This is a genomic window from Agromyces sp. Y558, assembly GCF_059445415.1.
This window is the reverse complement of sequence record NZ_JCAIUH010000003.1, coordinates 87,899-112,765: the sequence shown is the minus strand read 5'-3', so window position 1 is coordinate 112,765 and position 24,867 is coordinate 87,899. Positions and strand designations below refer to the sequence as shown.

27 protein-coding genes are annotated in these 24,867 nt (G+C 69.1%); 11 read left to right on the top strand and 16 right to left on the bottom strand.

From position 1 onward, the window contains the following. The first annotated feature begins 29 nt into the window (after positions 1-29). Entirely contained in the window at positions 30-860 is an 831-nt protein-coding gene (locus tag AC1C2T_RS15325; protein WP_495385887.1) for a DUF1295 domain-containing protein, read from the top strand. 9 nt (positions 861-869) lie between these two features. On the opposite strand, the gene AC1C2T_RS15320 is transcribed toward AC1C2T_RS15325, so the two are convergent. Then, positions 870-1,319 (bottom strand): NUDIX domain-containing protein, encoded by a 450-nt coding sequence (locus AC1C2T_RS15320; RefSeq protein ID WP_495385886.1) that lies wholly within the window; start codon positions 1,317-1,319, stop codon positions 870-872. Positions 1,320-1,374: 55 nt separating this feature from the next. Here AC1C2T_RS15320 and AC1C2T_RS15315 point away from each other — a divergent pair, with 55 nt between their 5' ends. Next, a complete protein-coding gene (locus AC1C2T_RS15315) occupies positions 1,375-1,746 on the top strand; it encodes an RNA-binding S4 domain-containing protein (RefSeq protein WP_495385885.1) in 372 nt (123 codons plus the stop codon). Positions 1,747-1,769: 23 nt separating this feature from the next. Then, on the top strand, positions 1,770-2,063 hold the full coding sequence (locus AC1C2T_RS15310) for a GNAT family N-acetyltransferase (RefSeq protein WP_495359755.1): 294 nt from the start codon (positions 1,770-1,772) through the stop codon (positions 2,061-2,063). Positions 2,064-2,177: 114 nt separating this feature from the next. Here the strand turns inward: AC1C2T_RS15310 and AC1C2T_RS15305 are convergent, their stop codons facing one another. Then, positions 2,178-2,321: a hypothetical protein gene (locus tag AC1C2T_RS15305; protein WP_495354277.1), complete on the bottom strand. Its 144-nt coding sequence runs from the start codon at positions 2,319-2,321 to the stop codon at positions 2,178-2,180. 66 nt (positions 2,322-2,387) lie between these two features. Next, positions 2,388-3,224, bottom strand: coding sequence for an aggregation-promoting factor C-terminal-like domain-containing protein (locus tag AC1C2T_RS15300; RefSeq protein WP_495385884.1), 837 nt, complete (start codon positions 3,222-3,224; stop codon positions 2,388-2,390). A 152-nt stretch (positions 3,225-3,376) separates the two neighbouring features. On the opposite strand from AC1C2T_RS15300, the gene AC1C2T_RS15295 reads away from it, so the two are divergent. Next, positions 3,377-3,787 (top strand): YchJ family protein, encoded by a 411-nt coding sequence (locus AC1C2T_RS15295; protein ID WP_495385883.1) that lies wholly within the window; start codon positions 3,377-3,379, stop codon positions 3,785-3,787. A 15-nt stretch (positions 3,788-3,802) separates the two neighbouring features. On the opposite strand, the gene AC1C2T_RS15290 is transcribed toward AC1C2T_RS15295, so the two are convergent. Both AC1C2T_RS15290 and AC1C2T_RS15285 read right to left on the bottom strand, forming a co-directional pair. After that, positions 3,803-4,267 (bottom strand): VOC family protein, encoded by a 465-nt coding sequence (locus tag AC1C2T_RS15290; protein WP_495359752.1) that lies wholly within the window; start codon positions 4,265-4,267, stop codon positions 3,803-3,805. Positions 4,268-4,297: 30 nt separating this feature from the next. Further along, positions 4,298-4,789 carry a carboxymuconolactone decarboxylase family protein gene (locus AC1C2T_RS15285; RefSeq protein WP_495385882.1) on the bottom strand — a complete coding sequence of 164 codons (492 nt, stop codon included), beginning with the start codon at positions 4,787-4,789 and terminating at the stop codon, positions 4,298-4,300. A 45-nt stretch (positions 4,790-4,834) separates the two neighbouring features. Here AC1C2T_RS15285 and pdxR point away from each other — a divergent pair, with 45 nt between their 5' ends. Further along, positions 4,835-6,265 carry a MocR-like pyridoxine biosynthesis transcription factor PdxR gene (pdxR, locus tag AC1C2T_RS15280; protein WP_495385881.1) on the top strand — a complete coding sequence of 477 codons (1,431 nt, stop codon included), beginning with the start codon at positions 4,835-4,837 and terminating at the stop codon, positions 6,263-6,265. A gap of 37 nt (positions 6,266-6,302) precedes the next feature. Here the strand turns inward: pdxR and AC1C2T_RS15275 are convergent, their stop codons facing one another. Beyond that, complete coding sequence (locus tag AC1C2T_RS15275; RefSeq protein WP_495385880.1) at positions 6,303-7,439, bottom strand: epoxide hydrolase family protein; 1,137 nt, start codon at positions 7,437-7,439, stop codon at positions 6,303-6,305. Continuing rightward, entirely contained in the window at positions 7,436-8,287 is an 852-nt protein-coding gene (locus AC1C2T_RS15270; RefSeq protein WP_495385879.1) for an MBL fold metallo-hydrolase, read from the bottom strand. The genes AC1C2T_RS15275 and AC1C2T_RS15270 overlap by 4 nt, the downstream gene beginning before the upstream one ends. A 194-nt stretch (positions 8,288-8,481) precedes the next feature. On the opposite strand from AC1C2T_RS15270, the gene AC1C2T_RS15265 reads away from it, so the two are divergent. Further along, positions 8,482-9,150: a GTP pyrophosphokinase gene (locus AC1C2T_RS15265; protein WP_495386127.1), complete on the top strand. Its 669-nt coding sequence runs from the start codon at positions 8,482-8,484 to the stop codon at positions 9,148-9,150. Between the two features lie 24 nt (positions 9,151-9,174). On the opposite strand, the gene AC1C2T_RS15260 is transcribed toward AC1C2T_RS15265, so the two are convergent. Further along, positions 9,175-9,852 carry an ArsR/SmtB family transcription factor gene (locus tag AC1C2T_RS15260; RefSeq protein ID WP_495385878.1) on the bottom strand — a complete coding sequence of 226 codons (678 nt, stop codon included), beginning with the start codon at positions 9,850-9,852 and terminating at the stop codon, positions 9,175-9,177. A gap of 64 nt (positions 9,853-9,916) precedes the next feature. Here AC1C2T_RS15260 and AC1C2T_RS15255 point away from each other — a divergent pair, with 64 nt between their 5' ends. Continuing rightward, the gene (locus AC1C2T_RS15255) at positions 9,917-10,762 is read left to right on the top strand and encodes a hypothetical protein (protein ID WP_495385877.1); all 846 of its coding nucleotides are present in this window, start codon (positions 9,917-9,919) and stop codon (positions 10,760-10,762) included. Next, positions 10,746-11,555 carry an isocitrate lyase/PEP mutase family protein gene (locus tag AC1C2T_RS15250; RefSeq protein WP_495385876.1) on the top strand — a complete coding sequence of 270 codons (810 nt, stop codon included), beginning with the start codon at positions 10,746-10,748 and terminating at the stop codon, positions 11,553-11,555. The genes AC1C2T_RS15255 and AC1C2T_RS15250 overlap by 17 nt, the downstream gene beginning before the upstream one ends. A gap of 23 nt (positions 11,556-11,578) precedes the next feature. On the opposite strand, the gene ligD is transcribed toward AC1C2T_RS15250, so the two are convergent. From ligD to AC1C2T_RS15215, 7 genes are all read right to left on the bottom strand, one after another. Further along, positions 11,579-12,598: a non-homologous end-joining DNA ligase gene (ligD, locus tag AC1C2T_RS15245; protein ID WP_495385875.1), complete on the bottom strand. Its 1,020-nt coding sequence runs from the start codon at positions 12,596-12,598 to the stop codon at positions 11,579-11,581. Positions 12,599-12,649: 51 nt separating this feature from the next. Continuing rightward, positions 12,650-12,940, bottom strand: coding sequence for a DUF2277 domain-containing protein (locus AC1C2T_RS15240; protein ID WP_495359743.1), 291 nt, complete (start codon positions 12,938-12,940; stop codon positions 12,650-12,652). Between the two features lie 66 nt (positions 12,941-13,006). Further along, complete coding sequence (locus tag AC1C2T_RS15235; protein ID WP_495385874.1) at positions 13,007-13,795, bottom strand: lysophospholipid acyltransferase family protein; 789 nt, start codon at positions 13,793-13,795, stop codon at positions 13,007-13,009. Between the two features lie 67 nt (positions 13,796-13,862). Further along, complete coding sequence (locus AC1C2T_RS15230) at positions 13,863-14,369, bottom strand: nitroreductase family deazaflavin-dependent oxidoreductase (RefSeq protein ID WP_495385873.1); 507 nt, start codon at positions 14,367-14,369, stop codon at positions 13,863-13,865. A 40-nt stretch (positions 14,370-14,409) separates the two neighbouring features. Continuing rightward, a complete protein-coding gene (locus AC1C2T_RS15225) occupies positions 14,410-15,474 on the bottom strand; it encodes a YihY/virulence factor BrkB family protein (RefSeq protein WP_495385872.1) in 1,065 nt (354 codons plus the stop codon). A gap of 117 nt (positions 15,475-15,591) precedes the next feature. Further along, positions 15,592-16,506, bottom strand: coding sequence for an aggregation-promoting factor C-terminal-like domain-containing protein (locus tag AC1C2T_RS15220; protein ID WP_495359739.1), 915 nt, complete (start codon positions 16,504-16,506; stop codon positions 15,592-15,594). 190 nt (positions 16,507-16,696) lie between these two features. Then, positions 16,697-17,614 (bottom strand): aggregation-promoting factor C-terminal-like domain-containing protein, encoded by a 918-nt coding sequence (locus AC1C2T_RS15215; protein ID WP_495385871.1) that lies wholly within the window; start codon positions 17,612-17,614, stop codon positions 16,697-16,699. A gap of 213 nt (positions 17,615-17,827) precedes the next feature. Between AC1C2T_RS15215 and AC1C2T_RS15210 the strand changes: the two genes are divergently transcribed. The 3 genes from AC1C2T_RS15210 to AC1C2T_RS15200 are packed head-to-tail and all read left to right on the top strand — an operon-like array spanning position 17,828 to position 21,203. Then, positions 17,828-18,352, top strand: coding sequence for a hypothetical protein (locus AC1C2T_RS15210; protein ID WP_495385870.1), 525 nt, complete (start codon positions 17,828-17,830; stop codon positions 18,350-18,352). Then, a complete protein-coding gene (locus tag AC1C2T_RS15205) occupies positions 18,352-20,340 on the top strand; it encodes an ATP-binding cassette domain-containing protein (RefSeq protein ID WP_495386126.1) in 1,989 nt (662 codons plus the stop codon). The genes AC1C2T_RS15210 and AC1C2T_RS15205 overlap by 1 nt, the downstream gene beginning before the upstream one ends. After that, on the top strand, positions 20,337-21,203 hold the full coding sequence (locus AC1C2T_RS15200) for an ECF transporter S component (protein WP_495385869.1): 867 nt from the start codon (positions 20,337-20,339) through the stop codon (positions 21,201-21,203). Before AC1C2T_RS15205 ends, AC1C2T_RS15200 begins: the two co-directional genes overlap by 4 nt. 13 nt (positions 21,204-21,216) lie before the next feature. On the opposite strand, the gene metH is transcribed toward AC1C2T_RS15200, so the two are convergent. Further along, positions 21,217-24,843, bottom strand: coding sequence for a methionine synthase (gene metH / locus AC1C2T_RS15195; RefSeq protein WP_495386125.1), 3,627 nt, complete (start codon positions 24,841-24,843; stop codon positions 21,217-21,219). Positions 24,844-24,867: the final 24 nt, after the last annotated feature.

Below are 24,867 nucleotides of genomic sequence, written 5' to 3'. Positions count from 1 at the left end.
ACGATCCTATCGATCCGTAGAATGCCGCCATGACTCCACTGCACGTGTGTCTCCTGATCTGTGCCGCGATCACCCTCGCGACGTGGCTCGCTTCGATCATCACTCGCGAGTACTCATGGGTCGACCGCATCTGGTCGATCGCCCCGATCGCATATGTCTGGGTCTTCGCGGGTGCGAGCGGATTCGACGCGCGGCTCGTGCTGATGGCGGTACTCGTGAGTGCGTGGGGCATCCGTCTGACCCTCAATTTCGCCCGCAAGGGCGGCTATCGCCCCGGCGGCGAGGACTACCGGTGGGCAGTGCTGCGCGGGCGGATGTCGCGCGTGCAGTTCGCCGCGTTCAATCTGTTGTTCATCTCGATCTACCAGAACGCGATCATCCTGCTCATCTGCCTGCCTGCGTACACGGTCTTCGAAGCCGGCGCGTCACAGCTCGGGGCCGGTGACGCCGTGCTCGCGATCGTGTTCCTGGCATTCCTGGTCGGGGAGACCGTGGCCGACCATCAGCAGTGGGTGTTCCACCGGTGGAAGGTCGCAGAGCGCGCAGCGGGTCGCACGCCGCAGCCCGAATTCCTGCAGACGGGGCTGTTCCTGGTCTCGCGCCACCCGAATTTCTTCTTCGAGCAGGGGCAGTGGTGGGTCTTCTACGGGTTCGCCGTGACCGCGACGGGTGCGTGGCTGCACTGGAGCATCGCCGGGGCCGTGCTGCTGACGACGCTCTTCATCGGATCCACGATCTTCACCGAGTCGATCTCGCGCTCGAAGTACCCCGACTACGACGAGTACCGATCGCGCACGTCGCCGATCGTGCCGTGGTTCCCGCGGGCTGCGAATTCACAGGTCGGCGAGCGCATCACCTGATCCGGCGGCTCAGAGTCTCGCGGCGAGGCCGGGCCAGGCTTCGGCGAACCGCGGATGCAGCGCGAGCTCGGTGACCCGATCGGCCGTGATCCACCGCAACTCGATGCTCTCGGGGTCGCTCACGACCGGCTCGAATCGTTCGGTGGCATCGGCGACGACCGTCGTGTACGACCAGTATCCGAGGTCGAGCACGGTGCTGAAACGCACCTCGAGAAGTTCGGGCGTCACGCCCGCCTCCTCACCGGCCTCGCGGACGGCCGCCTCGACAGCGGTTTCGTGCTCGTGCCGCGCGCCGCCGGGAATCCCCCAGGTGCCGCCGAAGTGGCTCCACACCGCACGGTGCTGGAGCAGCACCTCTCGCGTCGGGCTGACGACGAGCAGCCCCGCCGCACCGTACCTGCCCCAATACCGTGCGCCGTCGGGACCTTCGACCCATTCGTCGCCGCTCGCTCCGCTCATGACTCCAGCATGCCGCACGCGCCGCGAGGGCACGGCCCGCCCGTAGGCTGATGACATGAACGGCGAGTCACCGGTGCGCGTCGACGCCTGGCTGTGGGCGGTGCGCCAGTTCAAGACGCGATCTGCTGCGACGGCCGCATGCCGCGCGGGACATGTGCGGGTCAACGGTGAACGCGCGAAGGCGGCGCAGCCCGTACGACCGGGCGACGAGGTGCGCGTTCGCATCGGCGGGTTCGATCGCATGCTCGTCGTGCGTCAGACCCTCGTCAAGCGTGTGTCGGCGCCGCTCGCAGCTGCGGCGGTCGACGATCGCACGCCGCCCCCGCCGCCTCGAGAGACCGTGGCCGTGGTCGCCACGCGCGACCGTGGCGCCGGCCGCCCCACCAAACGCGAGCGACGAGACCTCGACCGCCTCCGCGGACACTGAACGCCACGGCGTAGCCTGAACAGGTGCACAAGGAACTCAGCCACGACCCGGACGCGCGGCGCTACGTGCTCCTGGTCGACGGAGACATCGCGAGCGTGCTCGACTACCGGGTGCTCGGCGACTCGGTCGCGTTCACCCGGACCTTCACGAACCCGCCGTACCGTGGCAGTGGCCTGGCCGGGGAGCTCGTCGAATTCGCGGCCGATGACGTCGAGGCGACCTCGACGCGCCACATCGTGCCGAGCTGCTGGTACGTCAGCGAGTGGTTCGACCGGCATCCGGATCGCGCCGGGCTGCTCGACCCCCGCGCGACGTGAACGGCGAACCGTTCGGACGGACGACGAAGCCGAAGCGTCGCTCGCAAATCTGCCCGAACGGTCGATCGCACCGGTGTCGACGGCGAACCTCTCACCGGGTGACGACGACCGCTGTCAACGCTTGCGGTGCGTGGCGTCGCTCACTGCGTCGCTTCCGCTGCGGTTCTCCACCTTCGCCTTCTTGTCGGCGCGCTTCTCTTTGAGCGTCTTGCTGGCTGCCGTCTTGGACGACGACTTTTTCGGCGACTTGTCTGACATGGATTTGCCCTTTGATCGGAGGCCCGGACGGCCCCGTGCGGCAACCATACGCGAGATGGGTCGGCGTCAGTACCAGTTCATCGACTGAGAATGCGACCACGCGCTGCACGGCGTGCCGTAGCCACGCGCGATGTAGTCGAGGCCCCAGCTGATCTGGGTCGCGGCGTTGGTCTGCCAGTCGGCGCCGGCGGTGGCCATCTTGCTGCCGGGCAGCGACTGCGGGATGCCGGTGGCGCCGCTCGACGCGTTGTAGGCGGTGTACGACCAGCCCGACTCCTTCTGCCAGAGCTGGTTCAGGCACTGGAACTGAGATTCGTTCCAACCGTACTTCGACGCTCCCAGAGCACGGGCGGTCGCTCGTGCCCCGTCAGGCGTGTTCGCTTGTGCGAGTGCCGCGGCCACTACGGCCGCCTGCTCGGCCTGGACGCGGTCGAACTCCGCAGCCGCGGCGGCGGCCTTCGCGGTCTCTGCGCGAGTCTGCTTCGTGAGGTCGACGATGGAATCGAGGGGCAACCGCTCGTAGTCGCCGAGCGAGGCGACGGATGCCGCGAGCCCACTGGAATCGACCTTGCCGTCCACTGCGGCGAGCGTGACAGTGGCTGCGGTGATGGTGTCCGCTGCACTGTTGCGCGTGCGGGCCTCGGCGATGGCGCTGTACGCGCCGAGTTGGTCGTGACGTACACCGGTCGATTCGCTGAGAGCGGCTGTCGCATCGATGCTCGCCTGCGTGGCGAGCGTCGCCTGCACCGCGAATCCGCCGCCGACGACGAGGCCGGTGGCGACGATTGCGCCGGCGACGACGAGTCGCTTGCGGCCGATTCGGCGGCGGCGGATGTCGCGGCGCTGGTGCTGCTCTGCGGAGGCGGATTCGGTTTCGGGCGTTGAAGTAGTGTCGTTGCGCATAGGTCTGAGGTGCTCGGATCGGGTTTCTGTTGGGGGACGGCCCCCGAGCGAGGGCACAAGTCAGACACTCTGCCCCGAGTTTCTGAAGGGTTCCTCAGTTCTTCCTGTGCAGACCATGATGGTCGGCCGCCGTGCGCCGCGATACTGGGAGCATGCCGACTGCCGACCGCTCCCCCGTTCCGGCCGCCGACGAGCGCTGCCCGTGCCTCAGCGGATCCGTTTTCGGCGAGTGCTGCAGCCCGCTGCTCGCGGGGGCGACGGATGCCCCGACGGCAGTCCAGCTCATGCGCTCCCGTTACACGGCTTTCGCGGTCGGCGACGCCCACTACCTGCGGTCGACGTGGCATCCGAGCACCCGTCCGGCGGTTCTCGACATCGAGCACGAGCTGCGGTGGTATCGACTCGAAATCGTCGACGCCGTTCGCGGCGGTCCATTCGACCGGGACGGCGAGGTCGAGTTCCGCGCCTCCTACCGTTCCGACGGAGATCGAGGCGTGCTGCATGAACGGGGCCGGTTCATTCGCGACGGACGCCGCTGGTTCTACGTCGACGGCGACGTCTGACCCGATGCCGAGCGCTCAGCCTCGCTCGCCCTCCGTACTGAACCCGTCGCGCAGCGCTCGCTCCTCTGAGCCTTCGAGTTCCTCGAACACCGTGATCTGCAGACCGGCGGGCGCATCGAGGCGCGAGTTGAGGGATTGCCATGGTGTCACCACCGGTTCGGCGACGATCGCCGCACCGGCATCGGCGAGCCGACGAGTGGTGCCTGCACCGTCGGTGACCTCGAAAGCGAGCCGGATGCGCTGGCTCGGAACTCCGTCGGCCTCGAGTTCGTCGATGACGCGTTTGTGCGTGGGGTTCGCAATCTCGAGCGTCGCGCGCCCAGCGTCGAGAATCGAGACCCGGTCGTCACCGTCCTCGGCGTAAGCCATGAGTTCGGGCATGCCGAGTGCGTCGCGATAGAACGCCACGGCGCGGTCGAAGTCCTCGGCCTCGATGACGACTCGCAGTTGCAGAACCGGTGGGCGCGTGGCATCCGTCATCTCTGCATCATCGCAGACCGATGCGGCCCGTCATGCGGCATCGTGCGATACGGGCCAGCACCGCGTGGTCACTCCGATCGCGTCCCACACGTTGATCGTGATGACGAGTGAGATGAGCGCTGCCGTGCGCTCCTCGCCGAAGACGGCGACGGTGGCGGCGAGATCCTCCTCTGGCACGTGGGTTTCCGAGAGGCGTGTGATCGACTCGGTCAGGTGGAGGGCGGCCCGCTCGGCGGCGGTGAACAGCCCGGAGTCGCGCCAGACGACGACCGCGTGGAGCTTCTGCTCGGAGACGCCGGCCGTGCGCGCATCTTTCGAGTGCATGTCGACGCAGTAGACGCATCCGTTGATCTGCGAGGCGCGCAGCCGCACCATCTCGCGCAGCTGCGGGTCGATGCCGACTCGATCGAGCTCGGCGGTGGCGGCATGGTCGAGCGAAGCGACCGCGCGCGAGAACCGCGGGACGATCGCCTCGAAGTCGAGGCGGACGGGGACGTCGACGAGTGCATCGGTGATGGTCATGAGCCAACGCTACGAATGATCTGACCCCTGCTACAGTCCAATTCCATGCCGAGAACATGGGCCATTCACGGGCTCGACCTGCACCTCGACCTCGATGCGCATCGAAAGTCGTCGTCACTCGAAGAGGCGCTGCGCGTGGCAGTGCGTGATGGCCGTCTCGAATCGGGCAGCCGGCTGCCCGCCAGCCGATCCCTCGCCGCCGACCTCGGCATCGCGCGCAACGTCGTGGCCGAGGTCTACGGGCGTCTCGCGGCGGAGGGATGGCTCGAGACGCGGGTCGGCGCGGGCACCTGGGTCGGCGATCGTAGCGTCGGCGCAGCGGCCGAATCGGAACCGCCGCGCACGCCAGAGCGACTCGGTCTCGACCTTCGCGGCGGCATTCCGGATGCCTCGTCGTTCCCGCGCCGCGAGTGGGCGACGGCCGCCCGCCGCTCGGCGCTCGACGCGCCGGCCTCAGCCTTCGGCTATGGCCCGCCGCGCGGCTCCCCCGCGCTTGCCTCCACGCTCGCCGAGTACGTCTCCCGCACCCGCGGAGTTTGGGCGCCTGCCGACCGGATCGCGGTCACGCGTGGCTTCGGCGCGGGTCTCGCGATGGTCGCGCGTGCCCTCGTGTCGCACGGCGCCCGACGCATCGCCGTCGAGGAGTACGGGCACGAGGCGCACCGACGCATCATCCGGGCCGCCGGACTCGAGGTCGTCGCTGTGCCGGTCGACCGCGACGGCGCTGTCGTCGCAGAGCTCGACGCACTCTCCGTCGACGCCGTGCTCCTCACACCCGCTCACCAGTTCCCGACCGGAGCGGCACTGGCGCCCTCGAGGCGACTCGAGGTGGTCACGTGGGCCGAACGCGCCGGGGCGTTCATCGTCGAAGACGACTACGACGGCGAATTCCGTTACGATCGACGCGCGATCGGCGCCCTGCAAGCCCTCGCGCCCGATTCGGTGATCTACCTCGGCACTGCGTCGAAGAGCCTTGCGCCGGCCGTCGCGCTCGGCTGGACGGTCGTTCCCGAGCGCCTCGCCTCCGCCTTCGACGAGCAACTGCTCGCGACGAGTGGTCTCGCCGACGTGCTGAACCAGTCGACACTCGACGCCTTCATGCGCGCGCACGAGTACGACCGCACCGTGCGCCGCCGCCGCGCCGAGTACCGTGCGCGGCGCGAACGTCTCGAGTCGCGTGTCGCCGCAGAACTCGAGGGATGTCGGGTCAGCGGGATGCGCGCCGGGCTGCACTGCCTCATCGAATTGCCTGCCGGTGTCGACGAGCGTCGCGTGACCGCCGCAGCCGACCGGCTCGGTGTGCGCCTCGATGGGCTGCGCTCGTATCGCCTCGGCGATGCGGCTGCGTCACGCGGTCCCGCGATGGTCGTCGGGTACGGAGCACCGCCGCCGCACCGGTTCGAGGCGGCACTCGACCGAGCCTTCGCCGCCATCGCATCGGAACTCGAGCCCACTGCCTCCGTCGGGCGGGGCTGACAGCTCGCGCGCATCGCAGCGCCGACGGTGCGCGACGTCAGCGCTCGAGCGCCTCGAAGAACGCGGCGAGGTGTCCCGCGAGCAACTCGGGCTCCTCGTGCGCCATGAAATGACCGCCCACGGTCGCCGCATGCCAGATTCGGATGTCACTGCAAGCGCGGTCGGCGATGCTCTTCGGCATGTCGCGGATGATCGCCTCGGCACTGAGCGTGAACCCGGCCGGCACCGTGATCACCGGTCGCGGACGGTTCGCCGGATAGTCGAAGTACTGACGGAACGACGTGCCGATCGAACCGGTCGACCAGTAGAGGGTCGCGAGCGTGAGCAGGCTCTCGCGATCGAACCGGCGCTCGAGGTCGCCGTCGGAGTCGCTCCAGTCGCGCAGCTTGTCGATGATCCAGGCCAGGAGACCTGCGGGCGAGTCGATGAGCGCGGCTCCGATGGTGTCGGGGCGGGTCCCCATGATCGCGCTGTAGCCCCCGTCACCCTCGTCGAAGACGGCCTCGGCGTCGAGCATCCGCTGTTCGGCATCCGACAGCGGCTCGGTGAACTCGGATGGGAACGGCGGGTGGATCATGTAGAGGCCGAGCACACGATCGGGGTGCTTCGCCGCGATCCAGGCGGCGACCGTGCCGCCGATGTCGCCGCCGAACACCCCGAAGCGTGCGTCGCCGAACAGCTGCTCCATGAGCTCCGCCATCAGATCGGCCATGGCCTCCCTGGTCAGCGGGCCGTCGGGCAGTTCCGAGAAGAGGAAACCTGGCATCGAGGGAATGACGAGCTCGAAACGGATGCCTCGAGCCTCGCCTTCGTGCTGCAGCGCGCGGGCGAGCGGCAGCATCTCGAGAAAGCTCGACGGCCAGCCGTGCATGAGCAGGAGCGGCAGCACCGGCCCGTCGGCCGCACCGACACCCATACGCACGAAGTGCAGCCGCGTGCCGTGCACGACCGCCACGCGGTGGTCGAGACGATTGAGCTCCATCTCGACCGTGCTCCAGTCGAACGCGTCCGCCCACTCGGCGACAAGCTCGGAAAGGTAGGTGGGATCAACGCCCGCTGCCCAGGGGCGCGCGCTGCTCGCCTCGACGAATCGGGTCTGCCGCAACCGCGTGCGCAACTCGTCGAGCTCGCCTGCGGAGACGTTGATCTCGAACGGCTCGTCGATGCCCGTCACGCGCCGGCCTCCGCGGCACGATCGAGTGTCAGGTAGGCGCGTTCGACGGCGCCGACAAGCCCATCGACGGGGATCGTCCAATCGTCGTGGGCTGCGAGTGCCTCGGCGGCCGTGAGGCCGGCGTCGTGCGCCGCGCGGAAGCGGTCGGCTATCAGCCGGAGCTCATCGGCCTGCCGCTCGACGAACGCACGATCGACGACCCCGCCGTGGCCCGGGATGACGCGGTCGTCTTGCCGCATCTGAGCGGCGAGCGACTCGAGCACGCCCGGCCAGTCGAGGGGGAAACTGCCCGATCCGTACATCACAGGCCCGGACTGCTCGATGAGGTCGCCGAGGATCCACACCCGCTCGTCGGGCACGAACACCACGAGGTCGGTGTCGGTGTGCGCCGGCAGCTGCGGCAGCAGCTCGACGAGACGGCCCCCGAGGTTGAGCATCAGGGGTTCGGCGAGCGGATGCGTCGGAGCGGTGAGCACCACGTCCTCCCACTGCCGACCGGGCTCACGCGCGGGGTCGGCCCGCCAGGCGGTGAGCCGCGGGCCCTCGAATTCGGAGAAGTGCGCGTAGATGCGGGCATGGCCGTAGATCGCGGCATCCATCGTCGTACCCGGCCCGAAGACCTGGTTGCCGAACGTGTGGTCGAAGTGCGCGTGCGTGTTGACGACCCAGCGCACCGGTCGGCCGAATCGGGCCGCGATGTCGGCGGCGAGTTCTTCGGCCTCGCTCGGCTGCACCCGGGTGTCGACGAGGAGGAGACCGTCATCGCCCTCGATCACGACGATCGAGATGTCGAACGGGTCGTACCGCCGCTGATGGATGCCGGGTGCGACGGTGAGCCAATCTGCCATGTCTCGAGAATAACGATGCGCCATCGGCGAACGGGCGCGGTGATCAAAGGAAATGCAGAGCTTCAGGTCGTAGCGTGGCATCCGTGACCCCGCTCGACGGAACCCCGCCAACTCGGCACGCCGCAACGCCGCCCATGCTCACGGCGCGTGCGCAACGCACGCTCGAGACCATCGACGGCCAGACGCTCGATGAGATGCGCGCGCTCCGCGACGAGACCGAGCGTTTCATGCTCCGGTACAAGTTCGGCATGGACGAGGTGATCACGAAACTCTCGATCCTGCGCGAGGAGTTCAGCCAGACCCACGACTACAACCCCATCGAGCACATCTCGAGCCGGCTGAAGAGCCTCGACAGCGTCGTCGAGAAGATGCAGCGCAAGGGCATCGATCCCACGTTCGAGATGATCCGCGACACGATCACCGACATCGCGGGCGTGCGCGTGACGTGCAGCTTCGTCTCCGACGCGTACCGCATCTTCGAGCTGCTCACGGCGCAGCGCGACATCCGAGTGATGCGGGTCAAGGACTACATCAAGGAACCGAAGGCCAACGGCTACCAGAGCCTGCACGTCATCGTCGAGGTGCCGGTGTTCCTCTCCACCGGCGCGCACCCGGTGGCCGTCGAGGTGCAGATCCGCACGATCGCCATGGACTTCTGGGCGAGCCTCGAGCACAAGATCTATTACAAGTACGACCGGCAGGTGCCGCAAGAGCTCCTCGACGGCCTGACGAATGCCGCGCACACGGCGGCCGACCTCGATGCGCGCATGGAGCGGCTGCACCGCGAGGTGCATGGCGCCCCGCCCCCCGCGTCGTCGGCACACGTCCACCCTGCGTCGGGCCAGACCGGCATCGAGGTCTGACCGGCATCGAGGTCTGACCGCGTCTCACCCCAGCGAGGCGAACACCCGCTCGCCCGCGTCGGTCACCCGCAGTGAGCGATCGCCGGAGCGCCGCACGACCCAGCCCTCGGCGAGGAGCCGCGCGAGCACGTGCTCGCCGAGTCGGCCCGCGATGTGCGGGCGCCGCTCGGTCCAGTCGAGGCAGCCGCGTACGGCGGGCCGGCGCGAAGGGCCGGCCAGCTCGGCGATGCCCAGGCGCTGCGCGAGCGGCGTGCTCGGATCGAGCACCCGGCCAGACTCGCCGGCGACGAGCGGCGCGATCACGCCCTCCCCGACGAGCGCATCCGTGAGATCGAGCGCGAGCCGCCCGGCGAAGTGGTCGTAGCACGATCGCGCGAGCGCGAGCCGTTCGGAGGCCGTGGACTGGGCGTACGAGGTCACGGCACGGCGCGGCGCGATGAGTTGCAGGGCCTCGACGGCATTCGCCACGTTCGGCCCCGCGAGCGTGAAGTAGCGGTGCCGGCCGAGCTTCCGATCGGTGACGAGGCCGCCGCCGAGCAGTTGCGCGAGGTGCGCGCTCGCGGTCGGCGGGGCGACGCCGGCGATCGCGGCGAGCTCGCTCGCCGGGAGCGAGCGACCGTCGAGAAGTGCCACGAGCATGGCCGCCCGAGCTGGCTCGCCCATGAGTCGGGCTGGTTCTGCGAGATCGGCATCTCCGTGCATGCCTCCACGATACGACGGTGACACTTCGTCGCCCATCGAAGCGTGTCGGGAATAGCGTCGAGTCATGACCGAGATCATCGACCGCGCCGATGTCGCGCGCATCCTCTCAGACCCGGCCGCTCGAGTGCCCGAAGCTGTGAGCACGAACGGCACCTCATTGCAGCGCTTCCGCGCACAAGTGTCGAGGTTCGTGAACGGTGCCGAACACGATGCTCGCCGAGCGCGCATCGACGCGCTCCTCGCCGCGCTCGACCCGGCGCTCCTCGCTCGCGCAGCCTCCGAACGTGCGCGATCCACCCTCGCAGACCGACACAGGGGCATAGACGGATCCGACGCGATGGCTGAGCTGGCCCATCGCATCCCGATCGTGACGATCGGCGCGGCGCTCGGCTTCCGCGACCCCGACTCGCTGCCGGCGCTCGTCGCGACGGTGGCGTCGGCCTACCCGAACGGCGACACGGATGAATCGTCGGCCGCGGACGCCGCCGTGGACGCGCTGCTCGGCGCGGCGGGTGTGTTCGACGAGACAGATCAGGTGTTGCGCACGCAATTGCTCGTGCAGGCCTACGCGGCAACGGCGGCGCTCATCGAGCGAGCACTCGATCGAGCCGCGGCCGCCACCGACACGGAGCCCACGCGAGCGCTGCTCGAAGCCGTGCTTCGTGACGACTCCCCGGTGCCGTTCACGAGGCGTCTGCTGCCGGATCGCGACGATCATGACGTCGTCACACTGCGACTGGACGGCCCGGACCGCGCCGCCAATGCAGATCACGCGGCTCGAGTGCTCGCCTTCGGCGCCGGACCTCGTGCATGCCCTGCACCGCACCACGCACTCGCGATCGCCGAAGCGATCATCGACACAGCGCGCACCGATGGAAGAGCGGCGGCAGCGCATGCTCACGGCCGCTGAATTCGCCGCCCTGCACCGGCCGGGCGGCCCGTTCCTCCTGCCGAACGCATGGGACCTCGCCTCGGTGCGCTGGCTCCACGCCGCCGGCCACGACGCGATCGGCACGACGAGTCTCGGCATCGCCGTCGCCGCGGGCAAGCGCGACGGCGATGGTGCGATCGCACCGGAATCCCTCGATCTCGCTCGACGTGCCGCCGAGCACGACGTCGCCCTGACCGTCGACCTCGAAGCCGGGTTCTCCGATGATCCGGACGAGGTCGGCCGCTTCGCCGCCCAGCTCGCGTCGCTCGGGTGCGTCGGGGTGAACATCGAGGATTCCGACGCCGACGGGCGCCTCGTCGATCCTGATCTGGCCGCGGCGAAAGTCGCAGCGATCGCCGCCGCTGCGCCGGAGCTCTACCTGAACGCCCGCACCGACCCGTTCTGGATCGAGGATCTCGCCCGAAGCGGCATCCGCTCTGGGGAACGCCACCGCAGTGCCGTGTCGCGCGCCCGGCGGTATCTGGCGGCCGGCGCATCCGGCATCTTCGTGCCCGGCGTGCTCGCGTCTGCGACCATCACCGCGCTCGCCGACGAAATCGACGCACCGCTCAACGTGCTCGTGCAGCCGAGCCTGAGCATCGCCGAGCTCGCCGGGTTCGGTGTGGCCAGGATCAGCACCGGTTCGCTGCTGTTCCGCACCGCGCTCGGCTCGATCGCCTCGACCGTCGCCTCGCTCACCGGTGACTCGATCGACGGCGCACCGATGCCCTCGTATGCCGACGTCGCGGGGTTGCCGCTCCCGCGCGGATGAATCAGCGCTGCTGGTTCGATGAATCAGCGCTGCTGCTTCGCCCGGCTGGGCTGCACGCGGGGCGGCTCGCCCGGCATCTTCGGGAAGTCGGGCGGGAACGGCAACTCGCCGAGCCCGTCGTCGAGGTCGCGCTGCCACCACTCGAGCAAGGTGTCGATGCGGCCGGGCGAATCGTGCATGCCCTTCCAGGGGTCGCCGACGCGCTGCAGCCGTTCGGGCACGGTGCGCACCGTGTGCTCGCTCGGATCCGTCCGCTCGAGCTCATCCCACTCGAGCGGGCACGACACCGAGGCCAGCGGCAGCGGGCGGGGGCAGTAGGCGCCCGCCATCGTGCGATCACGGTTGGCCTGGTTGAAGTCGATGAAGATGCGGTCGCCCCGCTCCTCTTTCCACCAGTTGGTGGTGACCTGCTGCGGCATCCGTCGCTCGAGCTCGCGACCGAGCGCGATCACCGCGTGCCGCACGTCGAGGAACTCCCGCTCGGGCTCGATCGGCGCGAATACATGGATGCCGCGGCTGCCCGAGCTCTTCACGAAGCCCCTGAGCCCCACCTCACCGAAGAGCTCGCGAAGCGCGAGCGCGACGGGCACGGCTTCGCTGAATCCGGTGCCTGGCTGCGGATCGAGGTCGATGCGCAGCTGATCGGGAAAGTCGGGGGCCTCGGCGCGCGAGGCCCAGGGATGGAACACGATCGTGTTCATCTGCGCGGCCCACACCGCGGCGGCAGGCTCGTCGATCACGAGCTGCGGATGCGTGCGCCCGCTCGGGTAGGTCACGGGCACCGACCGCACCCATTCGGGCGCGCCCTTCGGCGGATTCTTCGAGAAGAACTGCTCGCCGTCGACGCCTCCCGGGAATCGTTGCAGCGACACCGGGCGGTCGCCGTTCGCCTCGACGAACGGTGCGCCGACCGCGATGAAGTACTCGGCGAGTTCGAGCTTCGTGATGCCGGCCTCGGGCCAGAGCACACGTGTCGGACTGGAGATCCGCACGTCGCGATCGCCGTGCGGACCCGGAACTGTGAGAGTGACGGCATCGGCCATGGAACCGACGCTACTCCCCCGGTGGGCGCGTCGCCCGGCCGCCTCGCGGGATCACGCCGTCTGTGCGGCCGGCATCGCGGCGTACCGACCAGCCGCCCGCTCACGGGCCTTGGCGGCCTCGACCTCGCGGTTCTTCGGCGGTGCGCTGGTGACGAGATCATCGAGCAGATGCCGCGTGACGTGCGCGATCTCGGCGACTGCGCGATCGAACGCCTCGGCGTTGGCCTTCGAGGGCTTCGTCGAACCGCTCACCTTGCGCACGAACTGCAGCGCGGCGGCGTGCACCTCGTCGTCGGTGGTCTCAGGCTCGAAATTGTGGAGGGTGTGAATGTTCCTGCACATGTTCCGAGCTTAACGCGTGGAGTCAGGGATGTCTCGGGTTGCTTGGGACGCTGCGCGCGTTCGAGCTCAGCCGGCCGGGGCGGTGTCGCCGTCGCGTGCGGAGGCACGCGTCGCATCGCGCGCGGCATCGGCGGCGGCTGCCTCTTCGGGCGTCGGCGCGGTGCCGCCGAGCTTCCGCGGCTGCCACCACTTGCCGGTGCCGTCGACGGGATACTCGGCCTGGAGCCGATCGACGAGCCCCTGCATCGTCTCGCGCAGTCGCTCGGTCACGGTGCGGGGGTCATCGTTCGCGCCGACGGTGATCGGCGCCCCGAAAGCGAAGCTCACCGGCACCCCGAACCGTTCGAAGAATCGGATCCGATGACCCTTGGTCATCAATCGATGCCCACCCCAGACCGCGACCGGGATGATCGGCACGCCCGACTCCGCCGCGAGTCGTGCCGCACCCGACTTCAGCTCGCGCACGGTGAAGGACGCGCTGACACCGGCCTCGGGGAACACGCCCAGCAGTTCGCCGTCTCGAAGGGCGGTGACCGCCTTTCCGTAGGCGGCGGCACCGGCCTTCATGTCGACGGCGATGTGCTTCATGCCACGGAGGAGATAGCCGACGACGGGCTTGTCGAAGGCGCCCTGCTTGGCCATGAACCGGATGTGCCGGCGCGTCGCCAGCCACGTCACCCATTCGACGAGTGCGAACTCGAAGTACCCGAAATGCGTCATCGCGAGAACGGCGCCACCGGACTTGGGAACGTTCTCGACGCCAGTGACGCTGCGTTTCAGACCCCAGAACCCGAAGAGTCCGCGCCCGGCCACGATGGCCGCGCTGTAGATGGGTTCGCTGCGACGTCGCGTCATGTCCCCAGCTTAATCGCGGGTGCTGAGCGCGGCCTGTGGCATTCATCGACGCGTCGCCGCAGACACCTCACATCGAGGCGTGGTGCGTGTCGGCGACCGGCTGCAGCAGGAACAAACGCACGACACGACCCGAATCGCGCTCGTACGCGCGGTACCCCGGCCACTGGGCCTCGATGCGGGCCCACGCGGCATCGCGTTCGTCGCTGCCGATCACTCTCGCACGCACCGGGATTCGCCTGCCCCGCACCGTGATGGCGGCATCGGGGTGAGCAATCAGGTTGTAGGTCCAGCCGGGATGCCGATCGCGCGCGAAGCTCGTGCCTGCGACGATCGCGCGCCCGCGTCCGTCGGGGGTGTACATGAGCGCGCTCTCTCGCATCTCTCCCGACTTCGCGCCCGTCGTGTGCAGCACGAGCGACGGAACGAGGAGCGCACTGAGCTGCACCCGGCCGCCGAAGGCCACCCGGAACACCCGCTCGACCCGCGGCAGTACTCGAGGTGCGCTCCAGCGGAACAGCCGAGTGCGCGTGAGCGGCGAGATCACGGATCGGACGAAATGCAACACGGTCGGCATCTGCCCATTCTGGCGTGCAGCGGCTTTCGTGTCGCCCCCGTCAGCCGCCTACCCGCTCACGCTCGACCGCGTCGCGCGCCGCCGCGAGTTCGGCCGCTGCATCCGCTGCCCGCCGCTCGGCGTGCTGCATACGCCTGATCGCGATCGTCGGCGCGCCGTGGCGTGCGCGCACGCGGTCGTGCTCCTCATCGACGCCAGTGACGATGTACGCCGCGGCGATGAGGATGACCTGGCTCGACAGGTTGAACCAGATGAGCAGGGCGATGAGCGATCCGAAGGATGCGAGCAGCGGATTGTTCGTCGCGCCCCCGAGGAACAGGCCCGAGAGCACTTGCAGCACGGACAGCCCGACGCCGCCGATGACCGCCCCGGTCCAGAGCGAACGGGCACTCGGTCGCAGGCCCGAGAGCAGTCGGAACATCACGGCGATCACGAGGGTGTCGATGGTGAAGATCACGATGATCGAGACGATTCTGGTGCTCGCATCGAACACGGGGTCGTGCGTGGCGATACCGAGCCAGCCCAGCAAAGTGCCGAGCGCGGAAGTGCTGAAGAACGTCACCGCAGCCGCGGCCGCGAGCGCAGCACCGAACCCGATGGCGAGCAGCAGGTCGCGCAGCAGCAGCCAGAGGAAGAACGTCTGATCGTCGGCTTGGTCGCCGATCGCACGGAACGCCGTGCGCAGCGAGCCGATCGCCCCGATTGCCGCTCCGACGAGCGCGATCAGCGCGATGATGCCCGCGATGCTGAGGGTCAGCGGCTGCACGAGGTCGTCGGGGTCGATGAGTCCGCCTTCGCCGACGAGGCCGGGGATCGCCGTACCGAGCGTGGCGATGAGCGCTTCGAGCGCGTCGGGGTTTCCGGCCAGCCAGACTCCGGCGATGGCGAACCCGAGGAAGACACCCGCGAAGACCGAGAAGAGCGCGCGGTAGGTCACGCTGTCGGCGAGCATCGCACCGTGGTGCTCCTGGTACAGCAGGAACGCACGAACGGGCTTCTTGGCCAATGCCCAGGCCGTCACACGCTTTCCGAGCGCGACGATGCCGCCACCCGCCGATGCCGTCGCTTTCCGTGTTTCCCGGCCCGTGCCCCCGTGCTCGTTCATGCCGTCAGGCTATCGAGGCATGGATGTCCGTGCAGCCGCTTGACACCTGGAAAATGCCGAGCGGCGGTGACATCGGGCTGAACCCGACGACACCGCCGCTCGATCACTCGACGGCGATCAGTACCAGCCGGCGGACTCCGAGTGGTCCCAGGCGCCGCAGGGCGTGGCGTAACGGCCGGCGATGTAGCCGAGACCCCAGGTGATCTGGGTCGCGGCGTTCGTCTGCCAGTCGGCACCGGCGCTGCCCATCTTGCTCCCGGGCAGAGCCTGGGGGATCCCGTATGCGCCGCTCGAGGAGTTCGAGGCGTAGACATTCCAACCGGACTCGCGGTTCCAGAGGGAGACGAGGCAGCCGAACTGGTCGTCGCCCCAGCCGTACAGGGAGGCCATGAGGTCGCGAGCGATCGCCTGGGCGCCGCTGGGGTTCGCGGGCCCGGTCGGGCGAGTCGACGGTGTGGGCGTTGCGGCCTCCTCCGCTGCCGCGGCGGCGGCGGCAGCTTCCGCGGCAGCGGCCGCAGCGGATGCGGCCTGTTCGGCGGCGATGCGATCGACTTCGGCGACTGCAGCCTGCACCGGCACTACGTGCGCCTGCGTCTGGTTCGCGAGCTCGAAGACACGCTCGGGTGCGAGCAGTTCGTAGTCCCCGAGTGCGGCGACGGAGGAGGTGAGTACTGTGGCATCCGCCTTGCCCTGTGCCGCCACGATCGTGTCGTTGGCCACGGTGAGCGTGTCGTTGGCCTCCTTCACCGCGCGAGCCTCGAGGATGCCGGCATGGGAGCCGAGCTGCTCGATGTCGAGGTTCGCGGCAGCTGTGAGTGCCTCGGTCTCGGCGACGCTCTCGCTCTGCGCGGCGACGGCGGTCTGCACGGCGAAACCGGTACCGACCATGGCGCCGACGACGACGACCGCGGCGGTGGCGAGGATCGGGCCGCTCCTCCAGAGGGGGCGATTGCGGCGCGGCCGTTGGCGAAGTGCCGTGGTCTCGCGGTGTTCGGACGAAGGGGTTTCAGAAGAAGAAGACTGGTTCTGCATGACTTTCACAAGGCGGATCGCCGGGGCGCAGAGCGCTTGGCGATCCTTGATCGACGATCCACGAGCGGGGGCGCCCGGGCGAAGGGGCCAGTCTGCCGAGAGGTTCTGGACAGACCCTCATGTTCTCCTGTGAATGTCATCCACGTGCACCAGCACCCCGCGCTCGTGATGTAAATCCTGTCGGCGCGAATCAATACCAGTTGTTCGCTTCGAAATGCGCCCACGCACCGCACGCTGTGCCGTACCGTCCGGCCACGTAGCCGAGGCCCCAACTGATCTGCGTGGCCGCGCTCGTCTGCCAATCGGCGCCTGCAGCGGCCATCTTGCTTCCCGGCAACGCCTGCGGGATTCCATAGGCGCCGCTCGGGTTGCCGGCGTAGACATTCCAGCCCGATTCGCGATTCCAGAGGGCGACCAGGCATCCGAATTGGTCGTCGCCCCACCCGTACCGCGCGGCCATCATGTCGCGGGCGATGACCTGTGCCTCGCTCGGATTCGCGGGCGCGCCAGGTGCAGGTGCGGCGGGCGCAGGCTGTGCGCCCTCCGCCTGCTCAGCTGCAGCCTTCTCCGCGGCAGCCTTCTCCGCGGCAGCCTGCTCTGCGGCGACTCGCTCCGCCGCAATCCGGTCGTACTCTGCGACCGCGGCGTGCACAGTCGCTGCGTGGGCGCGCGTCAGGTCAGCGAGGGCGAACACGCGTTCGGGCGCCAAGAGCTCGAACGACCTCAGCGCCGCGACGGATGCCGCCAGGTCGGCCGCGTCCGACTTACCGCTCGCCGCCGCGAGTGCCGCATCGGCCGCGCTGAGCGCCTCGGTCGCGTCCTGGGACGCCCGTGCAGTCAGGATCCCGCCGTGCACGCCGAGCTGGCTCGCATCGAGATTCGACGCCTCGGTGAGCAGGGCCGTCGCCTCGATGCTCGCTTCGCGATCGACGACGGCGTCTCGCGCGAGCACTCCGATGCCGGCCGTGGCCGCGAGTCCGATCACGGCCCCGGCGGAGACGAACGCACGCCACCGCCGACCGGGCGGTCGCCTGCGCGGTGTGCCGAGTCCGGTCGATCCGCCCGTCGTGGGCCGTGCGGCGGTCGTTGGTCCGGACGATTCGCTCATGCTTCTCCCCAGTCGGGGAACGCGACTCATCGGCCGATCCCCCGAAATGCGACGATCCGCGAGCGCCCTCCGCCCGCGGAAGTTGCCAATCCCGACAGACTAACCGAAGGGATCCTCGCGTTCACAAGCCATTCGTACCGAGCGTCCGCCCGTCGGCGTCACGGTGCTTCACGTGAGTGCGGCCTCGATCAGCTCGTCGCTAGGGTGGACGACGTGCGACTGCCCCTCTTCACCTTGGTTCTCGTCGGCGTCTTCGCCGTCAGCGGCTGCGCGGCCGCATCCCCCGCGCCGACGGTCGCGTCGTCTTCGGCTTCGGAGACTCCGGCGGCCGATTCCGCGTGCGAAGGCGTGTCGGTCATCGTCGACTTCGGCACGCTCGACACCGCGTCCGCGTCGGAGTGCGTCGAGGCGACATCCGTCGTCGATGCGGTGTCGGCACTCGGCTCGGCCGGCGTCACCACCGAGGGATCGGCCGAGTGGGGCGACCAGATCATCTGCCGCGTCCAAGGGCGACCTGCGGCCGACGAGACCGTCGAGGTCGAAGGCGAAGCGTCATTCGTCGAGTCGTGCCGGTCGATGCCCCCTGCGTACGCGTACTGGGCGCTCTGGGTCAAGACGTCGGCCGATGCCGAGTGGGAGTACGCCCAAGCGGGGCTCCCGACGCTGCAGCTCGAGCCGGGCCAGAGCGTCGGCCTCGTCTACACGACCGGCACGGAGACGCCGACTCCGGCCGGGTGATGCGGTTTCGTGCGGCTCCGCTTCGGGCGGCGGCGATCGTCGCAGCCGTGTTCGTGGTCGCGCGAGTCGCCTACCGGATCGTGTTCGGCGGCGGCTCCGGGGGCGGGGTACTCCTCCTGGATGCGCCGCGAATCCCGCTCGACGGCCCGTTCGCGCACATCTCGCTGTTCGGTCCGGTGACCAGTGGCGGGATCTCGAATGCCGCACTGAGCGCTCTGCCGTTCGCGGCCGTCATCCTCGCCTTCGGCCTTGCGAACGCCATCGTCGACGTGCAGCGCATGTTCGTGCACGGATCGACGCGGGGGCCGCTGCGCGCGATCTCACGATCGCTCGTCATCGCGTGGGCGACCGCTCCAGCCCTGGCCGAGTCCGTGCGCCGGATGCGCCGAGCCGCCGCCCTCCGAGGCGAACGCGGGCCTGCCGCACTCCTCGTCCCGGTCTTCGAGCACACCATCGAACGCGCACTTGCGGTAGCCGCATCGATGGAGGTGCGGGGATTCGCTGCATCCTCCCGACTCGAGCCCGACCCGGCGCGGCCGGTCACCCTCACGAACGCTTCCCTCGATCAGGGCGGTGCATGGTGCCTCGAGGCCCTCGACATCGCCTTCGCACCCGGCACGCTCACGGTCGTCGTCGGCCCGACCGGTTCGGGCAAGTCGAGCCTGCTCGACGCGATGAGCGGGCTGTTCCAGCACTTCGAGGGAGGCCGCCAGGGCGGGATCATCGAGGTCGGCGGGTTCGACCGGCGCGAGAGCCCGCCGCGTGAGACGTCGGGGTTCGTCGGCGCCGTCGCTCAGCAGGTTCGTCTCGCGTTCGCCACCGCCACGGTGCTCGACGAGATCGGGTTCGCACTCGCGACGCGGAGCGACTCCCCCGCGCACATCGACGAGCGTGTGCGCGAGACCGCGGAACGGCTCGGCATCACTCGGCTGCTCGGGCGTCCCATCGCCGCGTTGTCGGCCGGCGAAGCGACGCTCGTCGCGATCGCCGCGGCGCTGATCTCCAGCCCGGCCCTGCTGCTCGTCGACGAGCCCCTTGCTGAGCTCGATGCCGCGGCACGCGGCACGGTCTGCGACGCACTCGACCGCGCCGCCCACGAGTCCGGTGTCTGCGTCGTCATCGCCGAGCACCGCACCGCCGAGTGGCACGGTATCGCCGACGCGTGGCTCGAGATTCACGACACGCGAGTGGCCGTCGGTGTCGCTCCGTCGGCCGTGCCGGAATCACGGTTCGATCCGGAGGGCGGCGCGGAATGGGCATCCCCCACGGCGCGCAACCCGGTCGGGGCGACGCCGCAGCATCCGCTCGCCTCCGTGCGAGGTCTGAGCGTGACGCGCGGCCAGACCGAGGCTGTACGCGATGCGAGCTTCGCACTCGTCGCGGGCGAGGTGGTCGCGCTCGAGGGAGCGAACGGCGCCGGCAAGAGCAGCCTGCTGTGGGCAATCGCGGTTCCGGATGCCGCTGAGAGCGTGATCATCGACGGCGCCGACGTGGCCGGGCTCGCCGCCCGCGACCGCCGCCGCTCCGTCACCCTGGTGCCGGAGTCGTTCGACGATCTCTTCTTCTGCACCACGGTCGCCGCAGAGTGCCACCGGGCCGATCGAAGAGATCGGCCGGCTGTGCCGACCGCCGAGACGTTCGTCCGACTGCTCGGGCGCAGCACGCCGTCAGACGTCACCGCGTTCGACGAACTGCTGCTGCGGCATCCGCGCGACCTGTCGGCCGGCGAGCGCCTGTGCCTCGCCATTGCAATCCAACTCGCACCCGCCCCCTCCGTGCTCCTCATCGACGAGCCGGCTCGCGGACTCGATGCGCACGCCCGCAGCCTCGTCGGCGCCGCGCTCGTCGAGACCGTGCACGAGCAGCGAACCGTGCTGTTCGCGACGCACGATACCGAATTCGCCGAGCGATTCGCGAGCCGCAAGCTGCACATCGTCGGCGGAACGATCTCACCGGTGCCTGCTTCACCAGCGGGGGTGAGGGCGTGACGCGAGCGAAGCTCGGAACCCGAGACGGCCGCGTCACCGCGAATCGTCGCGATCTCATGACCTCGGCCGCCCTCGTCGGCGGCAGTCTCGTGGCGCTGGCAGCGTTCTGCTGGCCGCTGCTCGCGGCCGCAGTGCCTGCCGACGCGCAGCGCGCGGCGCCGATCGTCGCGTTCGCCGTACTTCCGGCCGCCATCGCGGGCGTGCTCCTGTGCCTCGACCGGCAGATGCGCTCCGCGAAGGCGGTCGCCCTCCTCGGCGTGCTCGCTGCGATCGGTGCCGGGATCCGCATTGCGGGCGCGGGCATCGGCGGCATCGAGGCGGTCTTCATCCTGCTGATCCTCGCCGGCCGGGCGTTCGGGTCCCGGTTCGGGTTCCTTCTCGGCATGCTCACGATCGCCGTGTCGTCAGTGCTCTGGGTCGGGTTCGGCCCATGGGCGCCGTTCCAGATGTTCGCGTGCGCCTGGGTGGCCGCTGGTGCGGGGCTGCTGCCGCGCATCAGACCGCGCACGGCATCCGTCAGTTCAGTACGACGTGCGACTGTCCTCGAGATCGTGATGCTCGCCGGCTACGGTGCGGTCGCGTCCTACGCCTTCGGCCTCGCCATGAACATCTGGTTCTGGCCCTTCGCAGTCGGCGGCGGCACCGGCATCTCCTACGACGGAGGCGCGCCGATCGGCGAGAACGTCGCCTCCTTCGCGATGTACTCGCTCGTGACCTCGACCCTCACGTGGGATACCGTGCGCGCGGTGACCACGGTGATCGGCATCGTGGTCGTGGGGCCGGCGGTACTCGCAGCGCTTCGGCGCGCGAAGCTGCCCGCGAATGGGCCGCAGCGGGTGCGCGAACGACGTGCTGGCCGCTGACCCTTCCGCCGCACTACACCGAGAAGTACTTCGCCTCGGGGTGGTGGAAGACGAACGCGTCGGTCGATTGCTCGGGGTGCAGTTGCAGCTCCTCCGAGAGCACGACGCCCATGCGCTCGGGCTTCAACAACTCGACGACCTTGCGGCGGTCTTCCATGTCGGGACACGCCGGGTAGCCGAGTGAGAAGCGGGCACCCCGATAGTGGAGCTTGAAGAGTCCGGCGACGTCATCGGGGTCTTCGCCGCCGAGGCCGAGCTCGTCGCGCACACGGGAGTGCCAGTACTCGGCGAGCGCCTCCGTGAGCTGCATGGCGAGCCCGTTGAGCTCGAGGTAGTCGCGGTACCGGTTCTCGGCGAAGATCTTCGCGGTGGCCTCGCTCACGCGCTGCCCTGCCGTCACGAGCTGCACGGCGACGACATCGACTTGGCCCGACTCCCGCGAACGCACGAAGTCGGCGAGGCACAGGTGTCGATCACGGCGCTGGCGCGGGAAGTGGAATCGGAGCCGGTCGCTGCCGATCGCACCGCCCGAGCCGCCATCGGGCGCGAGAAGACCCGAAGCGCCCAGCACGCCGTCAGGGTCGTCGCCGTGATGCAGCACGACCATGTCGTCGCCGTCGGCGACCACCGGGAAGTACCCGTAGGCGACGGATGCGTCGAGCAGCCCCTCGGCGAGGATGCGGTCGAGCCAGTACCGCAGTCGCGGGCGGCCCTCGGTCGCGACGAGTTCGTCATAGCTTGCGCCGTCGTCGGCGCGGCTGGGCTTCAGCCCCCACTGCCCCATGAACGTCGCACGCTCGTCGAGGAACGCGGAGTACTCGGCGAGCGCGATGCCCTTGACGATGCGGGTGCCCCAGAACGGCGGGGTCGGCACGGAGTTGTCGGCCGTGACATCCGATCTCGCGGGCATCGCTTCCGGCTCGGTGACGGTGAGGAGTCCGGGTCGGTGGATGCGCTTCTTGAGCGCGGGCAGGCCCACGCTCGCCGGATCGGCGCCGCGGGCGACGGCGACGAGCGGCTCCATGAGCGCGAGGCCCTCGAAGGCGTCGCGGGCGTAGCGCACCTCGCCCTCGAAGATGCCGGCGAGATCGTCTTCGACGTAGGTACGGGTGAGTGCGGCGCCGCCGAGGATGACGGGCCAGCGCTTCGCGAGCCCGCGGGCGTTCAGCTCCTCGAGGTTCTCCTTCATCACCACGGTCGACTTCACGAGAAGCCCCGACATGCCGATCACGTCGGCGTCGTGCTCTTCGGCCGCCTTGATGATGTCGGCGATGGGCTGCTTGATGCCGAGGTTGATCACCTCGTAGCCGTTGTTCGAGAGGATGATGTCGACGAGGTTCTTACCGATGTCGTGAACGTCACCGCGCACGGTCGCGATGACCATCTTGCCTTTGCCACCTGCGGCGGACTTCTCCATGTGCGGTTCGAGCAGGGCGACTGCGCTCTTCATCACCTCGGCCGACTGCAGCACGAACGGCAGTTGCATCTCGCCCGAGCCGAAGCGTTCGCCGACGACCTTCATGCCCTCGAGCAAGTGCACGTTGATGATCTCGATGGCGCTGAGTCCCCCGGCGCGGGCGAGGTCGAGGTCGGCTTCGAGACCCTTCGCCTCGCCGTCGATGATGCGCCGTTCGAGCCGCTCTCCCACTGGCAGCGCCTCGAGCTCGGCGGCCCGCGCATCGCGGATCGCGGCCATGTCGACGCCGGCGAAGAGATCGAGCATCGTCACGAGCGGATCGTAGGTGAGGGTGCCATCGGCGGCGTACTCACGGCGATCCCACACGAGGTCGAGGGCGACCTTGCGCCGGTCATCGGGCACCGAGGCGAGCGGCACGATCTTCGCGGCGTCGACGATCGCGCTCGTGAGGCCGGCCTCGACGGCTTCGTGCAAGAAGACCGAGTTCAGCACCGAACGAGCGGCCGGGTTGAGGCCGAACGACACGTTCGAGACGCCGAGGGTCGTGTTGATGCCGGGGTACTTAGCCGTGATCTGCCGAATCGCATCGATCGTCTCGATCGCATCGCGGCGGGTCTCCTCCTGACCGGTCGCGATGGGGAAGGTGAGGGCGTCGACGATGATGTCGTCGACGCGCATGCTCCACTCGCCGACGAGCGTGTCGACGAGCCTGGATGCGATGCGCACCTTGTTCTCCGCGGTGCGCGCCTGCCCCTCTTCATCGATCGTGAGGGCGATGACGGCGGCACCGTGCTCCTTGACGAGCGGCATGATTCGGGCGAAGCGACTGGCGGGCGCCTCGCCGTCTTCGAAGTTCACCGAGTTGACGACGGGCCGGCCGCCGATGAGTTCGAGACCGGCCTGCAGCACGGCCGGCTCGGTCGAGTCGATGACGAGCGGCAGCGTCGACGCGCTCGCGAGCCGCGACACGATCTCGCGCATGTCGGCTGAGCCGTCACGGCCCACGTAGTCGGTGCACACGTCGAGCAGGTTCGCGCCGTCGCGCACCTGGTTGCGGGCGATCTCGACGCAGTCGTCCCATCGGCCGTCGAGCATCGCCTCGCGGAACGCCTTCGACCCGTTGGCGTTCGTGCGCTCGCCGATCGCGAGATACGAGCTCTCCTGGCTGAAGCTCACGTGCTGGTAGAGGCTCGCGACTCCCGGGTCGTGCTCGCGCGCTGAGCCTGTCGAAGCGAGAGCGGATGCCTCGGACCCGCGCAGCCTCGCGACGACGGCGCTCATGTGCGCGGGCGTGGTGCCGCAGCATCCGCCGACGAGGCTCAGGCCGAACTCGCGCACGAACTGCTCGTGCGCGGTCGCGAGCTCGTCAGGTGTGAGCGGGTAGCTCGCGCCGTTCGCCGCGAGCACCGGCAGTCCGGCGTTCGGCATGCACATGACGGGCACGTTCGAGTACTTCGAGAGGTGCCGCAAGTGCTCACTCATCTCTGCGGGGCCGGTCGCGCAGTTCAGGCCGATCGCGTCGACGCCGAGCGGCTCGAGAGCGGTCAGCGCGGCGCCGATCTCGGAGCCCATGAGCATCGTGCCGGTCGTCTCGACGGTGACTTCGACGAAGATCGGCAGCCGCACGCCGGTCGAGGCGATGGCCTGTTTGCAGCCGTTCACCGCCGATTTCGTCTGCAGCAGGTCTTGCGAGGTCTCGATCAGGAAGGCGTCGGCGCCGCCGCGGATGAGACCCTCGGCCTGGAGCGCGAAGGTCTGCTTCAGGTGCGCGTAGCTCGTGTGACCGAGGCTCGGCAGTTTCGTGCCCGGACCCATCGATCCGAGCACCCAACGCTCCCGACCGTCTTTCGCCTGCCACGCCTCGGCGCGTTCGCGGGCGATGGCGGCGCCGGCCGCGGCGAGCTCCTCGATGCGGTCGTCGATGCCGTAGTCGGAGAGGTTCGACCAGTTCGCCCCGAACGTGTTCGTTTCGACGGCGTCGATGCCGGTCTCGAAGTAGGCGTCGTGGATCTGGCCGATGATGTCGGGCCGGCTCACGTTCAAGATCTCATTGCAACCCTCGAGCTGCTGATAGTCGTCGAGGGTCGGGTCGTGCTCCTGCAGCATCGTGCCCATCGCACCGTCGGCGATGACCACCCGCTGTGCGAGCGCGTCGAGCAGATGCGCCGATCGCTCGGGCCGCACCGCGCCTTCGACATCGACGGATGCGGGCAGGCTCTGCACGGTGGGTTCACTCACCCCGCAATC

What these genes read in the sequence shown, in the direction of transcription:
- AC1C2T_RS15325 (WP_495385887.1), top strand. Translation starts at nt 30, where the DNA reads ATGACTCCACTGCACGTGTGTCTCCTGATCTGTGCCGCGATCACCCTC.
- AC1C2T_RS15320 (WP_495385886.1), bottom strand. Translation starts at nt 1,319, where the DNA reads ATGAGCGGAGCGAGCGGCGACGAATGGGTCGAAGGTCCCGACGGCGCA.
- AC1C2T_RS15315 (WP_495385885.1), top strand. Translation starts at nt 1,375, where the DNA reads ATGAACGGCGAGTCACCGGTGCGCGTCGACGCCTGGCTGTGGGCGGTG.
- AC1C2T_RS15305 (WP_495354277.1), bottom strand. Translation starts at nt 2,321, where the DNA reads ATGTCAGACAAGTCGCCGAAAAAGTCGTCGTCCAAGACGGCAGCCAGC.
- AC1C2T_RS15300 (WP_495385884.1), bottom strand. Translation starts at nt 3,224, where the DNA reads ATGCGCAACGACACTACTTCAACGCCCGAAACCGAATCCGCCTCCGCA.
- AC1C2T_RS15295 (WP_495385883.1), top strand. Translation starts at nt 3,377, where the DNA reads ATGCCGACTGCCGACCGCTCCCCCGTTCCGGCCGCCGACGAGCGCTGC.
- AC1C2T_RS15290 (WP_495359752.1), bottom strand. Translation starts at nt 4,267, where the DNA reads ATGACGGATGCCACGCGCCCACCGGTTCTGCAACTGCGAGTCGTCATC.
- AC1C2T_RS15285 (WP_495385882.1), bottom strand. Translation starts at nt 4,789, where the DNA reads ATGACCATCACCGATGCACTCGTCGACGTCCCCGTCCGCCTCGACTTC.
- pdxR (WP_495385881.1), top strand. Translation starts at nt 4,835, where the DNA reads ATGCCGAGAACATGGGCCATTCACGGGCTCGACCTGCACCTCGACCTC.
- AC1C2T_RS15270 (WP_495385879.1), bottom strand. Translation starts at nt 8,287, where the DNA reads ATGGCAGATTGGCTCACCGTCGCACCCGGCATCCATCAGCGGCGGTAC.
- AC1C2T_RS15265 (WP_495386127.1), top strand. Translation starts at nt 8,482, where the DNA reads ATGCGCGCGCTCCGCGACGAGACCGAGCGTTTCATGCTCCGGTACAAG.
- AC1C2T_RS15260 (WP_495385878.1), bottom strand. Translation starts at nt 9,852, where the DNA reads ATGCACGGAGATGCCGATCTCGCAGAACCAGCCCGACTCATGGGCGAG.
- AC1C2T_RS15255 (WP_495385877.1), top strand. Translation starts at nt 9,917, where the DNA reads ATGACCGAGATCATCGACCGCGCCGATGTCGCGCGCATCCTCTCAGAC.
- AC1C2T_RS15250 (WP_495385876.1), top strand. Translation starts at nt 10,746, where the DNA reads ATGCTCACGGCCGCTGAATTCGCCGCCCTGCACCGGCCGGGCGGCCCG.
- ligD (WP_495385875.1), bottom strand. Translation starts at nt 12,598, where the DNA reads ATGGCCGATGCCGTCACTCTCACAGTTCCGGGTCCGCACGGCGATCGC.
- AC1C2T_RS15240 (WP_495359743.1), bottom strand. Translation starts at nt 12,940, where the DNA reads ATGTGCAGGAACATTCACACCCTCCACAATTTCGAGCCTGAGACCACC.
- AC1C2T_RS15235 (WP_495385874.1), bottom strand. Translation starts at nt 13,795, where the DNA reads ATGACGCGACGTCGCAGCGAACCCATCTACAGCGCGGCCATCGTGGCC.
- AC1C2T_RS15230 (WP_495385873.1), bottom strand. Translation starts at nt 14,369, where the DNA reads ATGCCGACCGTGTTGCATTTCGTCCGATCCGTGATCTCGCCGCTCACG.
- AC1C2T_RS15225 (WP_495385872.1), bottom strand. Translation starts at nt 15,474, where the DNA reads ATGAACGAGCACGGGGGCACGGGCCGGGAAACACGGAAAGCGACGGCA.
- AC1C2T_RS15220 (WP_495359739.1), bottom strand. Translation starts at nt 16,506, where the DNA reads ATGCAGAACCAGTCTTCTTCTTCTGAAACCCCTTCGTCCGAACACCGC.
- AC1C2T_RS15215 (WP_495385871.1), bottom strand. Translation starts at nt 17,614, where the DNA reads ATGAGCGAATCGTCCGGACCAACGACCGCCGCACGGCCCACGACGGGC.
- AC1C2T_RS15205 (WP_495386126.1), top strand. Translation starts at nt 18,352, where the DNA reads ATGCGGTTTCGTGCGGCTCCGCTTCGGGCGGCGGCGATCGTCGCAGCC.